Annotated in this window: 12 protein-coding genes; 5 read left to right on the forward strand and 7 right to left on the reverse strand. The window is 52.2% G+C overall.

Annotated features, from left to right (window positions below):
- Nucleotide 1 precedes the first annotated feature (1 nt).
- Nucleotides 2-589 (reverse strand): regulatory sequestration protein YfiR, encoded by a 588-nt coding sequence (yfiR, locus tag ABIC79_RS08465; RefSeq protein WP_013577131.1) that lies wholly within the window; start codon nucleotides 587-589, stop codon nucleotides 2-4.
- 587 nt (nucleotides 590-1,176) lie between these two features.
- Here yfiR and ABIC79_RS08470 point away from each other — a divergent pair.
- The 3 genes from ABIC79_RS08470 to ABIC79_RS08480 all read left to right on the forward strand — a co-directional run bounded on the left by ABIC79_RS08470 (nucleotide 1,177) and on the right by ABIC79_RS08480 (nucleotide 5,729).
- Nucleotides 1,177-2,460, forward strand: coding sequence for an HAAAP family serine/threonine permease (locus ABIC79_RS08470; protein ID WP_013577130.1), 1,284 nt, complete (start codon nucleotides 1,177-1,179; stop codon nucleotides 2,458-2,460).
- A 103-nt stretch (nucleotides 2,461-2,563) separates the two neighbouring features.
- Nucleotides 2,564-3,931, forward strand: a complete 1,368-nt coding sequence (locus ABIC79_RS08475) for an L-serine ammonia-lyase (protein WP_013577129.1) — start codon at nucleotides 2,564-2,566, stop codon at nucleotides 3,929-3,931.
- 145 nt (nucleotides 3,932-4,076) lie between these two features.
- Entirely contained in the window at nucleotides 4,077-5,729 is a 1,653-nt protein-coding gene (locus ABIC79_RS08480; protein ID WP_112197406.1) for a dihydroxyacetone kinase subunit DhaK, read from the forward strand.
- Between the two features lie 67 nt (nucleotides 5,730-5,796).
- Here the strand turns inward: ABIC79_RS08480 and ABIC79_RS08485 are convergent, their stop codons facing one another.
- Nucleotides 5,797-6,528, reverse strand: coding sequence for a hypothetical protein (locus ABIC79_RS08485; RefSeq protein WP_354566805.1), 732 nt, complete (start codon nucleotides 6,526-6,528; stop codon nucleotides 5,797-5,799).
- Between the two features lie 259 nt (nucleotides 6,529-6,787).
- On the opposite strand from ABIC79_RS08485, the gene ABIC79_RS08490 reads away from it, so the two are divergent.
- A complete protein-coding gene (locus ABIC79_RS08490; RefSeq protein WP_013577126.1) occupies nucleotides 6,788-8,962 on the forward strand; it encodes a YgiQ family radical SAM protein in 2,175 nt (724 codons plus the stop codon).
- Here the strand turns inward: ABIC79_RS08490 and rhaM are convergent.
- The 5 genes from rhaM to rhaB all read right to left on the reverse strand — a co-directional run bounded on the left by rhaM (nucleotide 8,937) and on the right by rhaB (nucleotide 14,374).
- Nucleotides 8,937-9,251, reverse strand: coding sequence for an L-rhamnose mutarotase (gene rhaM / locus ABIC79_RS08495; RefSeq protein ID WP_013577125.1), 315 nt, complete (start codon nucleotides 9,249-9,251; stop codon nucleotides 8,937-8,939). The genes ABIC79_RS08490 and rhaM overlap by 26 nt on opposite strands.
- Nucleotides 9,252-9,474: 223 nt before the next feature.
- A complete protein-coding gene (gene fucO, locus ABIC79_RS08500) occupies nucleotides 9,475-10,623 on the reverse strand; it encodes a lactaldehyde reductase (protein ID WP_013577124.1) in 1,149 nt (382 codons plus the stop codon).
- A gap of 136 nt (nucleotides 10,624-10,759) precedes the next feature.
- The gene (rhaD, locus tag ABIC79_RS08505; RefSeq protein WP_013577123.1) at nucleotides 10,760-11,584 is read right to left on the reverse strand and encodes a rhamnulose-1-phosphate aldolase; all 825 of its coding nucleotides are present in this window, start codon (nucleotides 11,582-11,584) and stop codon (nucleotides 10,760-10,762) included.
- Nucleotides 11,585-11,636: 52 nt separating this feature from the next.
- A complete protein-coding gene (locus tag ABIC79_RS08510; RefSeq protein ID WP_013577122.1) occupies nucleotides 11,637-12,893 on the reverse strand; it encodes an L-rhamnose isomerase in 1,257 nt (418 codons plus the stop codon).
- Nucleotides 12,890-14,374, reverse strand: a complete 1,485-nt coding sequence (gene rhaB, locus ABIC79_RS08515; RefSeq protein ID WP_013577121.1) for a rhamnulokinase — start codon at nucleotides 14,372-14,374, stop codon at nucleotides 12,890-12,892. Before rhaB ends, ABIC79_RS08510 begins: the two co-directional genes overlap by 4 nt.
- A gap of 340 nt (nucleotides 14,375-14,714) precedes the next feature.
- Here rhaB and rhaS point away from each other — a divergent pair, with 340 nt between their 5' ends.
- Nucleotides 14,715-15,542 (forward strand): HTH-type transcriptional activator RhaS, encoded by an 828-nt coding sequence (rhaS, locus tag ABIC79_RS08520; protein WP_013577120.1) that lies wholly within the window; start codon nucleotides 14,715-14,717, stop codon nucleotides 15,540-15,542.
- The last annotated feature ends 75 nt before the right edge of the window (nucleotides 15,543-15,617 follow it).

The following is a 15,617-nucleotide window of genomic DNA, read 5'->3' on the forward strand; positions in this document are numbered from 1 at the left end:
GTTACTCCTTTTCCCTGGCAAGTTGTAATACGGCGGGATTAACCCGCACACCGCTGCGGGACAGCGTGTCCAGATTCAGTTTGAATCCGGTGTGAAGGGGCGTGATCACCAGACAGAAAGCGTTCAGTAATCCGCAGGTCTCGTCTTCTTCGCTGATCGTTAAAATGGCATGGCCTTCCAGGCGCTGATGCAAATCGTTCTGCTGTTCAGCCGTTATTCTGCCGGAATAAATGGCATCGCACTGCGCGGTCAGCAGCGGGCTGTCAAAAGGCAACGTCATCACTTTGAGCGGTCTGCCAGCAAAAGCGCTGCCATCGGGCGTGAGTAGCGCCGCGTATTTAACTGGCTGAATGATGCAAAGTGTTAAAGAAGACGAGGTCGTTTTGTCGGGCCAGCGCGAATAACTGAGGATACCGTTAACGGTCTGGGCGACGGCGGCGTCGGGTGACGTCTCGCTGGTTTCTGCGATAACCGGTTTTAACGGAGCGATCAGAAGCACCATCAGCAGGGCGAAGCCATACGCAGCCTTAAAAAAATGGCCGACACGTATCTTCACTAACAGGTAAAAAGGTGATCGGGCTTTTTCCATAGCGTCACTCTGTGTTTCTTCCGGTTGAAATTGTTTCACCGGAATAAGAATAACTTTATCGGCATGATTTCTGAAAGCGTCAATAAAAAGTTTTTCACCCTGAAACAACACGCATCTTGTGTAGAATTTTTTACAGAAACCAGGAAAACAGCGAATACTGAAGAGAATCTAATGAATGTTTAGGTTAATGAGCGTGGTTGATTTTTGAGCAGCGATAAGAGGGGCGGCGTCGATAAATAATACACATTGGTGTTATTTCAACCGTTATTAAAATAATAGTCACGGTCATAACAAAATATGACAAAAAATAAATGTTACCGTAATCACCGTTTGATGAATTTAAATTGCAGGAAATGTTAATAGATTGGAATTTAAAGGAATAATAGACGGCATTTTAGCTATATTCGTGACCATGATCTCAAAGCCACACCGTTAGTCAGATTTTTATGCTGCTGATAGGTATCATGCCCGCATTAATGGTATGTTTTAACCGTCAGGGTGGTTTTTTCGATGACGGGTGCAGTAAAAAAACATCAACCATTCCTGGGGAAAACGGAAGTATTTTTATAATTAGGTGCTGAGGAATCATGGATAATACAACAATCGGGACGCTGTCTGAAAAATCAATAAGTTCCTGGCGTAAAACTGACACCATGTGGATGTTAGGTTTATATGGAACGGCAATTGGTGCGGGTGTTCTTTTTCTTCCTATTAATGCCGGTATTGGCGGATTAATTCCGTTAATTATTATGGCGATTCTCGCCTTCCCAATGACTTTCTTCGCTCACCGCGGATTAACCCGTTTTGTTTTATCGGGTAAAAATGCCGGTGAAGATATTACGGAAGTCGTGGAAGAACATTTTGGTATTACGGCCGGTAAATTAATTACACTGCTGTATTTCTTCGCCATTTATCCTATTTTGCTGGTTTACAGCGTGGCGATCACTAATACGGTTGAGAGTTTTATTACTCACCAGATGCATATGAATGCGCCACCGCGTGCGTTGCTGTCACTGATCCTGATCCTCGGATTAATGACACTGGTGCATTTTGGTCAGGATATGATCGTGAAAGCGATGAGTATTCTGGTATTCCCGTTTGTGACGGTGCTGATGGCGCTGGCGCTTTACCTTATTCCTAACTGGAATATGTCAGTGTTTACAAACGCCTCGCTTTCCGGTAACGGCGTAGGTCACGGTATGCTGATGACGCTGTGGCTGGTGATCCCGGTGATGGTGTTCTCGTTCAACCACTCGCCTATTATCTCCTCTTTTGCAGTGGCAAAACGCAAAGAATACGGTGATGGCGCTGAGAAAAAATGTTCGCGCATTCTGGCATTTAGCCACATCATGATGGTGATCACGGTGATGTTCTTTGTCTTCAGCTGCGTCCTGAGCCTGTCTCCGGCCGACCTGATGGAAGCCAAATCGCAAAACGTGTCTATTCTGTCTTATTTAGCGAACCACTTCTCTAACCCGGTCATTGAATATATCGCGCCATTTATTGCCTTTATTGCCATTACTAAATCTTTCCTCGGCCATTATCTGGGTGCACGCGAAGGTTTTAACGGCATGGTGATTAAATCTTTGCGCAGTAAAGGCAAGAAAATTGCCCTGCCAACGCTGAACCGTTATACCGGTATCTTCATGTTATTAACCACCTGGTTAGTGGCAACCCTGAATCCAAGTATTCTGGGTATGATCGAAACGCTGGGCGGTCCGATTATTGCGATGCTGTTATTCCTGATGCCAATGTATGCCATCCGTAAAGTCCCGGCGATGAAAAAATACAGCGGCCATATCAGTAATGTCTTCGTTGCTGTAATGGGTCTGATTGCGATGTCAGCCATTGTATTCAGCCTGATGGGTTAATGATTAAAGCTTCTGAAATAAAGTGAGCGGGAATATCCCGCTCCTTTCTCTCCCGTTTTTCTGTTTATTCCGCCCGTAAATAATTTCACTTGGAGTACCCACCGTGATCAGCGTCTTCGATATTTTCAAAATTGGTATTGGTCCTTCCAGTTCGCATACTGTTGGCCCGATGAAAGCCGGGAAAATATTCACTGATGAACTTATCTCTTCAGGCCATATAACCCAAACGACCCGCGTGGCGGTTGATGTTTACGGATCATTATCATTAACCGGTAAAGGTCACCACACTGATCTGGCTATTATCATGGGGCTGGCGGGGAATATGCCGGATGATGTGGATATCGATGCGATCCCGGCGTTTATCCGTGAGGTAGAAAATACCGGACGTCTGATGCTGGGCAAGGGCGCAAAAGAAGTGGATTTCCCGGCCAGTTCAGGCATGAATTTCCATTCCGGTAATCTGCCGTTGCATGAAAACGGCATGACAATCAGTGCGTTCAGCGGCGATGAACTGCTCTATACCCAAACTTATTACTCTATCGGCGGTGGCTTTATTGTCGAAGCCAGCAAATTTGGTATGCAGGATGAAAATCCGGTGGTGCGCCCGTATCCGTTCCATTCAGCCAGCGATTTGCAAAAACACTGTACGGACACCGGCCTGTCGTTGTCGGCACTGATGCTGCAAAACGAACTGGCGGGACACACACGCACAGAAATCAGCGATCACTTTGCGGCCATCTGGAATGTGATGAGCGAAGGCATTACGCGCGGCATTCATACCGAAGGCTTGCTGCCGGGACCGATGAAAATCAACCGCCGTGCCGCCGCACTGCGCCGCATTCTGGTGACGCAGGATAAGAACAATGTCGATCCGATGGGTGTTGTTGACTGGATCAATATGTACGCGATGGCGGTTAATGAAGAAAATGCGGCAGGCGGGCGTGTGGTCACTGCACCGACCAACGGCGCGTGTGGCATCATTCCTGCCGTGCTGACGTATTACGATCAGTTTATCCGCCCGATCAGCCCTGATTCGTACAGCCGCTTCTTCCTGGCTTCCGGCGCGGTCGGTATTCTGTTCAAAATGAACGCTTCGATTTCCGGTGCGGAAGTGGGGTGTCAGGGCGAAGTGGGCGTGGCCTGTTCTATGGCGGCGGCAGGTCTGACCGAACTGCTGGGCGGCAGCACCGCGCAGGTGTTTATGGCGGCAGAAATCGCGATGGAACATCACCTCGGGCTGACCTGTGATCCGCTGGCCGGACAGGTTCAGGTGCCATGCATCGAGCGTAACGCCATTTCGGCTGTGAAAGCCGTTAATGCGTCGCGTATGGCATTACGCCGCACCAGCGAACCGCGTGTGTGCCTCGATAAAGTCATCGAAACCATGTACGAAACCGGCAAGGACATGAACTCGAAATACCGTGAAACCTCGACAGGCGGTTTGGCTATCAAGGTTCTCGCCTGCAATTGATTTCTTTTCTCATCATTTCCTAAAAGGCGGGAAACCGCCTTTCCCGCCCCCTTCGTTACTTTTCCCTGTGTTATGTTTTGGGTTATCTATACTGCGTAGAAGCTCTTTTTTTCACCTGGAAAACAGTTAAAAGGAAAGGTCCGGTATGTCTAAATTCTTTATGAATGACCGCAAGACTCTGATTAACGATGTTATTGAAGGGGTGATCCTGACCTCTCCCTACAAAAACCTGGCAAAACTGGACATCGATCCGGCAATCCGCGTTGTCGTGCGGCGTGACTGGGATAAGAAAAAAGTTGCGCTGATTTCAGGCGGTGGCTCGGGTCATGAACCGGCGCACGTGGGGTTTGTCGGCAAAGGCATGCTCACGGCGGCGGTGTGTGGCGAAGTGTTTGCTTCTCCGAGCGTGGACGCCGTGCTGAACGCGATTGTGGCGGTTACCGGCAAAGCGGGCTGTCTGCTGATCGTCAAAAACTACACCGGCGACCGTCTGAACTTTGGTCTGGCCGCTGAGAAAGCAAAAGGTATGGGCTATAACGTCGAGCTGGTGATGGTCTCCGACGACATTTCCCTGCCGGAAAACAAGCAGCCGCGCGGCATCGCCGGTACGGCGCTGGTGCATAAAATTGCCGGTTACGCGGCTGAGCAGGGCAAATCCCTGAAAGATGTCACCAAAATCGCCCAGCAGGCGATTAATGCGACCGCCAGTATTGGTGTCGCGGCGGCGGGGTGCAGCCTGCCAGGAGGCGGTGAAGATGAAGAAGAGCAACGTATCGAATCGGGCCACGTTGAGCTGGGATTAGGTATTCACGGCGAACCGGGTGTGTCGACCATGAAAACCCAGAACAGCAAAAAAGTGGTGGATACGCTGGTCGGCAAGCTTGCGGAACATGTGAAGAAAAGCGACAAGCTGGCGGTGCTGATCAATAACCTCGGCGGCGTCTCTCCGCTCGAAATGAATCAGATCACCAAAGAACTGGTGCATTCTGCGCTCGGCAGTTCGATCCGTTATCTGATTGGCCCGGCATCGCTGGTCAGTGCGCTGGATATGAAAGGGTTCTCGCTCTCGGTGATTGCCCTTAAAGGCGGCATTGAGGAAGCCTTGCTGGCAGAAGTGGAAGCCTCCGGCTGGCAGCCTCTGGTGAAGCTTGAGAAACTGGCGATCAAAAAAGGCAAGAAAATCAGCGATAAGAAAACGGTAAAAGCCTCGTCCAATGCGCAGGTTGGCAAAATCGTTGAAACCATTACTCAGACACTTTCTGATCTGGAAGATGAGCTGAATAAACTCGATGCCAAAGTCGGTGACGGCGATACCGGTTCGACGTTTGCCACCGGCGCGCGCGATATCCAGAAAGAAAACAAAGGCAAAAGATTACCGCTGAATAATGTGGCCGATCTTCTGGGCGTTGTCGGCGATCGTCTGGCGACCGTCATGGGCGGATCCAGCGGCGTGCTGATGTCGATCTTCTTTACCGCCGCCGGTAAGAAAGTCGGTGAGGGTGAGAAGTTGCCGAAAGCGTTGCTGTCCGGTCTCGAACGCATGAAGCATTACGGCGGGGCAGATCTCGGGGATCGCACGATGATCGACGCACTGCAACCGGCGCTGGAAGCCCTTGGCAAAAAAGATGCGCTGAAAGGGGCGGCTAAAGCGGCAGCCAAAGGGGCCAAAGACACGGCCAGCATGAAGAAAGCCAATGCGGGGCGCTCTTCTTATCTCAGCAGCAACAGCCTGAAAGGGGTGAAAGATCCCGGCGCAGTGGCCGTTGAAAAAGTGTTTGAGGCGCTGGCGAAAAAATAAGATTGAGCTCAGCAAAAAAGAAAGGCCTGCGGGAAACCGGCAGGCCTTTTTTATGGCAATGAAAACGTCAGGTAATCGCATTGGGATCAATCAGCGAATAAAGCTTTTTATCATGGATCCGCTGTGAAATTTTGTACTGATTTTGTTCATAAATAACGCACTTGCCGATACGGATCGCTTCACGGGAATCCCTGTTAGCAAAATGGTCGTAAACACCGCCGGGATATTTCCCCTTCAGGCCACGGTTAGACCATTTATTCATTTTCATTTTCCACTCAAGAGAATAATGCGCCAGAGGGCAGACGATCTTTGCCCACGGATCGCAAATCAGTGCGTTCTCAAGGATTTTGCCGTTGTTATGTACAGGCTGGGTGCCGACTAATACCAGGCAATGGTCGACCGGACGCGTAATGAAGATGCTGATCACTTTTAATGGCGTACCGGCGAGCCTTTCCCATTTTTGAATGTTTTCACTGATATAACAAAATGCGACGCGGGCATTTTCGCCGCAGTTGCCCGCATTTTCTTTCCCGTTGCGATAATCTTCTTCAACTTTCCGGTAAAGCTGCTGGGAGGAAAGATTGAGCTTTCGCAGACCCCGCACCATGGCACCCCGATCCCTGTCGCCGCCCAGTGAATGCAGCCGGTATTTTTTAGGATCCGACATCATCAGACCATCAATCATTCTTTTATCCGGATAAAACTTATTGGCAGATTTCAGCGACAGTCGTGAACGCGTAAACAGCATGGCTTCGGTAAGCTTGGGTAAGAGTAATTTCTGGAAACGTTTATTATCCATAACGCTATTTTTCCTTTAAAACCTGATTCAGCAATGGACTATTTGAGCACTCTTTATTGCCGGTATAAAGGAAATGACTTCTTAAGAAATACTGGATCTGCTGAGACCCTCCGCGCCGGAGCAGCCTGGATATAATACGGCGCTCAGTCAGAAAACATAATTTGATCTAAAACAATTTTAAGCGATTTGCTCACCCGCCGCAGTTTCCGTCCCCGTATAATTTGCGGCCAATTATTTGCCGCCGAACGAAGACCTTACTATGCCAGTCAGTTTGATCCAACCCGATCGCACCCTGTTTTCTTACCCACGTTACTGGGCCGAATGCTACGGCACTGCGCCGTTTTTCCCGATGACCCGGGAGGAAATGGAACAGCTTGGCTGGGACAGTTGTGATGTGATCGTGGTGACCGGCGATGCCTATGTCGATCATCCGAGTTTCGGCATGGCGATCATCGGCCGCATGCTGGAAGCGCAGGGATTCCGCGTCGGGATCATCGCGCAGCCGGACTGGACCAGCAAAGAAGATTTCATGCGGCTCGGGAAGCCGAATCTGTTTTACGGCGTGACCGCCGGCAATATGGATTCGATGATCAACCGTTATACCGCCGACCGGAAGCTGCGTCATGACGATGCCTATACGCCGGGTAACGTGGGTGGAAAACGTCCAGATCGCGCGACGCTGGTCTACACGCAGCGCTGTAAAGAAGCCTACAGCGATGTACCGGTTTTGCTCGGCGGTATCGAAGCCAGCCTGCGACGTATTGCACATTACGATTACTGGTCCGATACCGTGCGGCGCTCGGTACTGGTGGATTCCAAAGCTGACATGCTGATTTATGGCAACGGCGAAAGGCCGCTGGTGGAAGTGGCGCACCGTCTGGCGGCGGGCGAATCTATCACTGATATTCACGATGTGCGTAACACTGCCGTGATGCGCAAAACGGCGCTTATCGGCTGGAGCGGTGTGGATTCCACGCGGCTCGATAAGCCGGGGCGGATTGAGCCGATCATGAATCCGTACGGTGAGGATTTGCCGTGCTCGGAAGGAGAGTTGCCTGCGCCGGATGCCCCGCAACCGGTAACGGTGCGCGCGCCAAAGCCGAAACCGTGGGAGAAAACCTACGTTCTGTTGCCATCATTTGAAAAAGTGAAGGCCGATAAAGTGCTTTACGCGCATACCTCGCGCATTTTGCATCACGAAACCAATCCTGGCTGTGCGCGTGCCCTGATGCAAAAACACGGTGACCGCTATGTGTGGATCAACCCACCGGCGATCCCGCTGTCGACCGAAGAAATGGACGAAGTGTTTGGCCTGCCGTTCCAGCGCGTACCGCACCCGTCTTACGGCAAAGCGACAATTCCGGCATATGACATGATCCGTTTCTCGATCAATATTATGCGTGGCTGTTACGGCGGTTGTGCGTTTTGTTCGATCACCGAGCATGAAGGGCGGATCATTCAGAGCCGCTCGGAAGCGTCGATCGTCCGCGAAATAGAAGAGATCCGCGACAATGTACCGGGATTCACCGGTGTGATTTCCGATCTGGGTGGCCCGACCGCCAACATGTATATGCTGCGCTGTCAGTCGCCGAAAGCGGAACAAAGTTGCCGCCGTGCGTCCTGTGTGTATCCGGAAATCTGTACGCACATGGACACTAACCATGAACCGACGATCAACCTTTACCGCCGTACGCGCAGCCTGAAGGGCATCAAGAAAATACTGATCGCCTCGGGCGTACGTTACGATCTGGCGGTAGAAGATCCGCGTTATATCAAAGAGCTGGCCGAACATCACGTGGGGGGATATCTGAAGATCGCGCCGGAACATACGGAAGCCGGACCGCTGTCCAAAATGATGAAGCCTGGAATGGGTAGCTATTACCGCTTCAAGGAGCTTTTCGACAGCTATTCCAAACAGGCCGGAAAAGAGCAATATCTGATCCCGTACTTTATCTCCGCACATCCGGGGACACGTACCGAAGACATGATCAACCTGGCGCTGTGGCTGAAGAAAAATCGCTTCCGGCTGGATCAGGTGCAGAACTTTTATCCGTCGCCGCTCGCCAGCGCCACCACCATGTATTACAGCGGCAAGAATCCGCTCGGTAAAGTGGATTATAAAAGTGAAGACGTCGTGGTGCCGAAAGGCGATCGTCAGCGGCGGTTGCATAAAGCCTTGCTGCGCTATCACGATCCGGTGAACTGGCCGGTGATCCGCGAGGCGCTGACCGCGATGGGCATGCGCCGTCTGATTGGCATCCGGCCTGATTGTCTGGTGCCGCCGGACGGTTTTGATCCGAAGTTTGCGGCGTCAGTTTCAGGCAAAGCGAAACCGGCCACCACGCGTTTTACCGCCTCAAAAGCGCAGAATCCGTCTGCCGGAAAAGGAAAACCCTCCGGGCAGAGGGTTAATCGAGGTAAAAGACCGGTTTAAGATCGTTACTGACCGGGCTGTTATCGGCATTGGCAGGCATTACGTCTGCCATATGCTTCCACCATTTCTGGCAGATTTCCGTTTTTGCTACCGCGTTCCATCTTTCTTCTGATTCTATTTCCACATAGCCAAACAGCAGATTACGTTTTTCATCGAGAAAAATGCTGTAGTGATGCGCGCCGTGAGCTTTCAGGGTTTCCGCCAGTTCTGGCCAGATTGGCGAATGACGGCGCTGATATTCATCGTGTGCATTCGCATTAACCTGCATCACGAAGGATTTACGGATCATGTTTTTCTCCGGTTAGATTATCGGGGGGTAGAGGGAAAGCTCCTCCCCCTGCGAAGGGGGAGGCTGGGAGGGGGTTTTAAAGATAAACGCCTCGTCAAAGTACACTTCAACACATTAGCTTTTATTTAATACCCCACCCCAACCCTCCCCTTCGCAGGGGAGGGAGCAGACCGAGCTGTTTTCGTGTTTGCTTTCGCTCTCCCCTTAGGAGGGAGCAAAGAAACTACATTGCTTTCAGATACAACTCGCGCACTTCTTCACGAGTTGCGGTGCGCGGATTGCACGGTGCGCACGGGTCAGCGAGGGCTTTGTCCAGCCAGCCTTCGATATCGGTTTCCTTAATCCCCAGCTCTTTGAAACCGGAAGGAATACCCACGCGGTTGGACAATTTTCGGATAGCGTCAATGGCCGCAATACTGGCCTGTGTTTCGCTGATACCTTGCGTATGCACGCCCATCGCGCGGGCAATATCGGCAAAGCGGTGAGGTGCACTGGCGCGGTTAAACTCTTCGACAACCGGCAGCAAGATGGCATTACAGACGCCGTGCGGCAGATTATGTGTCGCGCCCGGCTGATGCGCCAGTGCGTGAACCAGCCCCAAGCCTGCGCTGTTAAATGCCATACCGGCCAGATATTGTCCCTGCGCCATTTTCTCGCGGGCTTCAATATCATCGCCGTGATCGACTGCTTTTGGCAGCCATTGCGTGATAGTTGAAATCGCGGCGAGCGCGGTCGGATCGGTCAGAGGATGTGCGCCGACAGAAACATAGGCTTCGATGGCGTGGGTCAGCGCATCCATGCCGGTCGCAGCGGTGACACTGGCCGGGATTTTGAGCATAACCGCCGGGTCGTCCACTGCAATATCCGGGATCAGATTGGCGTCGATGATCACTTCTTTCACCTGACGCTGGCTGTCGATGATCACCGCATTGCTGGTGAGTTCTGCGGCTGTGCCCGCTGTGGTATTAATCGCCACCAGGAAGACACCCGGTTTGGTAACTTTGCCGACACCGGAATACATTGTGGCGGGCCCCGGATTGGCGGTCAGAATTTTGATGCCTTTTGCGGTATCAATCGGGCTGCCGCCGCCGAAAGCGATCAGGTAATCGCACTGGTTTTCCTGATACAAACGGAAACCTTCATCAACGTGAGCAGAGGTTGGATTGGGTACCACGCCGCCGTAAATAGCGTAAGGCAGTCCGGCCTGTTTAAGTGCGGAGAATAAACTGTCGAGCAGACCCAGTTCGATTAACTGGCCATCGGTAACGATAAGCGCTTTGCCGTGTTGCTTAGTCGCCAGCATCGCAACCATATCTTCGATTGCGCCCTGACCGTGGAGGCTGATTTTAGGAAGTGCCAACATGAAACTCATAAAAATTCCCTCTATAGAGTAAGTAAAATAGGTGTCCTGTTGTGCGCTGCTCCGCGGTCTTTGCCATTTCCTGCTACGGGAAACATCCACTGTTCCCCGTGCAGGATTTATGAAGTCTGGAGCATAAAGTGCCTGATCAGGCTTTCAGTGCGGCCTCAAAAGGCGTGACGTCAAAACGTTTGCCAAGCGCAATCAGTTCATCGGTCTGGATGGTTTGTTTCATTCCACCCATAGAAATCACTTTCACCAGGATCTCCGCCGATTTTTCAGCGGTGTCGATCAGGCCAAAAGCGTCATCCAGCGTCGGGCCGCAACCGAAGATACCGTGGAATGCCCACAACACCAGGCTGTGATGTTGCATCCGGTCGGAAGTGGCTGCGCCGATACCATCGGTACCCGGCACCATCCACGGCACAATCCCCACGCCGTCGGGGAAGACCACCAGACATTCGGTGCTGCATTCCCACAACTTGCGGGTGATCTTGGCGCTGTCGAGCTCAAGCACGTACGTCAGTGCGATCAGGTTGGTCGCATGGCAATGCATGATCACGCGATCCTGACCGTTGGTGACACGTTTACGCACAGCGTGAGATTGCAGATGTGAGGCCAGTTCAGAGGTTGGCAGACCGCCGGCGGTCAGACCCCACAGGATTTTGTAGCTGGCGCCTTTGTCATCAAGCTGAATAACGGTCAGCGCTTCTGACGGGGCTAATTGCACGTTACGGAAAAACTTACCGGAACCGGTCACGATGAAGTATTCGTTGGCCAGATCAGGCGCATGCTGAGTCAGTTCAACCTGGCGCGGCTGGTCGTAAAAATCATTTTTATAAGGTGCGACGTCTTCCGGTAACAGGCGCATGCTGACGTTGCCGCCGTTACGTTCATCCCAGCCTTTCAACCACATATCGGTGGTCGCTTTGACCATGCCTTGCACAAACCACGAGCTAAATAATGTTTTCATCGGTTCTTTCCTGCGAATAAGGTGAATGCGTTTCTGTTGCTTTCGGCGGCAATTAACGTTTTGCCAGCACGCTGGTTTCGTAATGACGGACGGTATCCAGCCACTGACCGCCAACCGGTACATCGTGACGCTGACAATACATGTCCCACACGGCCTGCCATGGCAGGGATTTTTGCTCTTCCAGCAGAGCCAGGCGTGCGGTGTAATCGCCTTCGGCTTCCAGTTTTTTCAGTAAATCGGTCGGTTCGAGCAGGGCTTTCAGCAGGGCTTTTTTCATGTTGCGGGTGCCGATAACCCAGGCAGCGATGCGGTTGATCGAGGCATCGAAGAAATCCAGACCGATATGAACGCGGTTGAACAGGTCATGGCGCACGATTTCGCTGGCGATGGCCTGCGTTTCGTCGTCCAGCAGAACTACGTGGTCACTGTCCCAGCGTACCGGACGGCTGACGTGCAGCAGCAGGCGCGGCACATACAGCATCGCAGCAGAAATTTTGTCGGAGATCACTTCAGTCGGGTGGAAGTGGCCGGCATCGAGGCACAGCGCAGTGCCGCGGCTGGCAGCGTAACCGAGATAGAATTCGTTTGAGCCGACGGTGTAGCTTTCAGAACCGATGCCGAACAGTTTGCTTTCAACGGCATCGATGTGTTCGGTGATATCAAACTTCTCAGAAATCACTTCATCAAGTGCGCTCATCAGGCGCTGGCGCGGTGCCAGACGATCGACGGTGATGTCTTTCATGCCATCCGGCACCCAGATATTCATCACTGACGGCGTGCCCAGTGCGCGGCCAAATGAGGCAGAGACACGGCGGCTGGCCTGACAATGTTCAATCCAGAACTGGCGAATTTCCGGGTTTGCGTGTGACAGCGTGAAGCCGTCGGCGCTCAGCGGGTGTGAGAAACAAGACGGGTTGAAGTCCAGACCCAGCTTGTTTTTCTTCGCCCAGTCAACCCAGCCGGTGAAGTGCTTAGGTTCAATCTCATTACGGGCAACGGGCTTATCGGACTCCAGATAAATCGCATGCAGATTCAGCCGGTTAGGGCCAGGGATCATGGAGATCGCCAGTTCTAAGTCAGCACGAAGCTGCTGAGCGTTGCGCGCTTTGCCGGGATAATTACCGGTCGCCTGAATACCGCCGGTCAGGTTGCCCTCAGGGTTTTCGAAGCCAGCGACATCATCCCCCTGCCAGCAATGGATAGAAACGGGCAGGGTATCAAGTTGTTTGATTGCAGCTTCGGCATCAATACCCAACTGTGCAAAGCGTTCTTTGGCAAGTGTCCATGCTTGATCGATAGATGAAGTCATACTGCGAGTTCCTCATTGACGTGACAGAGCGCCTGAAAACGGCGCCAGTGAATAGCGAAATCCGCGTGAATACGTGGAATGTAGTGGTGTTGCTCAAAATTCGTGGCAACAATGCGACGAAATTCAGCGGTATCTTTGACGGCGTTTAACGCCATCAGCTGGCAGCCGATATTGCCAAGCGTTGAAGCTTCCACCGGGCCTGCGCTGACGCTGACCTGACAGACATCAGCACAAAGCTGATTCAGGAACTGGTTCTGACTGCCGCCGCCAACGATGTGGATATCTTCCAGCGGTGTCCCTTGTAAATCAGCAAGTTGCAAGGCGATTTTGCGATACAACATGGCAAGGCTGTCGAAAATACAACGCGCCAGTTCAGCTGGCGACTCTGGCACCGGATCACCCGCCTGACGACAGGCATCGCGAATGGCATCCACCATAGAGGGGGGATTGATAAAACGATCTTCGTTCGGGTTAATCAGATAAGTGAACGGCGTGACGTTTTTAGCCAGCGTGATTAATGACGGTAAATCCTGGATGTTCAGTTCGCGGCAAACCCGCTGGAACAGCCATAAGCCCATGATATTGCGCAACACCCGATAGCTGCCGTCGATACCGCCTTCGTTGGTGATATTGTCGTGGAGTGCCTGGGCATGGTTAAAAGCGTGCGGGCTTTCAATGCCCATCAGCGACCAGGTGCCGGAACTGAGATAGGCGCTGTGTGAACTGGTCAGCGGGGCGGCAACCACCGCGCTGGCGGTATCGTGCGTTGCGACGCTGAATACCGGTACGCTGCGTCCGCGAGGGCTTTTCCACAGTCCCGGGGAGTTACCCGGCTGTGTAGGTTTTTGCAACCAGCGGCGCGGCACACCTGCAAGTTTCAGCAAATCTTCATCCCAGTCACCGGTGGCGAGATTGAGCATCTGTGTGGTGCTGGCGTTGGTGTATTCCCAGTTCAGTTTTCCGGTGAGGCGGTAAAGGAAATAATCCGGGATCATCAGCATGTGGGCTGCTTTACTGACGATTTCAGGCTGTTGTTCGCTCAGCGCGCGCAACTGGTAAAGTGTGTTAAACGGCATGAATTGAATGCCGGTTTTCTGGTACAAATTCTCGCGGCCAAACTGCTGTTCCATCCGCGCCATCACGCCTTCCGTGCGGTTGTCACGATAAGCAACCGGCAAGCCGACCCGCTGCCCCTGTGCATCAAGCAGGACATAATCCACTCCCCAGGTATCAATCCCGATACCGTCAAGCTGAACGCCGGACGCGTCGAGGCGATTCAGCCCTTCAAGTATGTGTTTCTCCAGCGCATCAAGGTCCCAGGTATCGTGGCCATCAACGCGGATCAGGTTATTAGGAAAACGGTGGATTTCTTTCAGTGTCAGCGTCGCTGCCGGATCGGGATCCTGACGGGTAAACGTCGCCAGCATCACCCGGCCGCTGGAAGCGCCGAGGTCAATAGCGGCAAGATGGTGTGTTCTCATAGCGGCCATTCCTTATTGAATATGTGGCCAGTGTAGGGGAGGCGCCTGAGGGACACCTTCCGGTGATTGCCACCGGTTTTGGCGGGATGGCAGCATTAAAAAGGTAGATGCGAGGCAGATCACATAACGGTTCAAAGCTGGCTGAAACAGGGTTTTGCCGCGCCGGAGTAAACCGGAATACGCGATTGTGATCTTTACCGCAGATCTGCATCACGACAGGCTGAATCTTTGAAATATGACCGTTTATGGCGCTTTTGCTGCCGTGGTTTGAAGGCAAAAACGCAGGGCGCAGGGTAGGGTTGGTTCCCGAAGCACAAGGATTTTGAACCGGAGGTGATACATGACGTTACTGAGAGGTGATGATTATTTTGCGGCACCTGAGCTGACTGTGACGGTTGAGCGGCGGCTTCCGCAAGATGTATTCCCGGAGCACTACCATGATTTCCACGAAATTATGCTGGTGGAAAGCGGATCGGGTGTGCATATCTTCAATGACAACCCTTATACACTGACGGCCGGTACGGTCTGTTTTGTGCGCGCCAGCGATCATCATCTGTTTGAAAATGTGGATAACCTGCGGCTGACCAATGTGCTGTTCCGCTCGCCGAAGGCGTTCCGGTTCATTCAGGACGTCGGCCACTTCCTTCCTCAGGAACATCACTATCAGTCACAGGTCCACTGGCAGCTCAGTCCGTGCGTGCTTCAGCAGGTACTGAACTGCATCACCCAGCTTGCAGCGTTGCCTGACAGTGTTGAAATGGAACACATCGCGACCCGTGAAAGTCTGTTTTTACAACTGCTGATCCTGCTTTATCAGGACTGTTTCCAGTCACAATTGCGAGATACCTCGGAAAACAGGGTCAATCAACTTTTGCAATGGCTCCAGTCGCATTACAGTGAGGACGTCAACTGGACCGAGGCTGCAGAACGTTTTTCGCTGGCGCTGAGAACATTACATCGTCAGATGAAGCATTACACCGGCATGACGCCACAGCGGTATCTCAACCGACTGAGGTTGCTGGAGGCGCGCCGTCGTTTACATCATAGCGATCAAAGTATTACCGACATCGCCTATGCCTGCGGCTTCAGTGACAGTAACCACTTCTCGACACAGTTTCGTCGGGAGTTTTCGGTGTCGCCAAAACTCATGCGTGATCAGTTGCGTTAAACGGCACCCTCTCGCGGTTTCCGGTATTCTTACCTGAGAACTGCCTCGTTTATTTTGTCGTCAAACGGGTTTGAG

The organism is Rahnella sp. 2050, from assembly GCF_040544515.1.
In the GTDB taxonomy this organism is placed as follows: domain Bacteria; phylum Pseudomonadota; class Gammaproteobacteria; order Enterobacterales; family Enterobacteriaceae; genus Rahnella; species Rahnella aceris.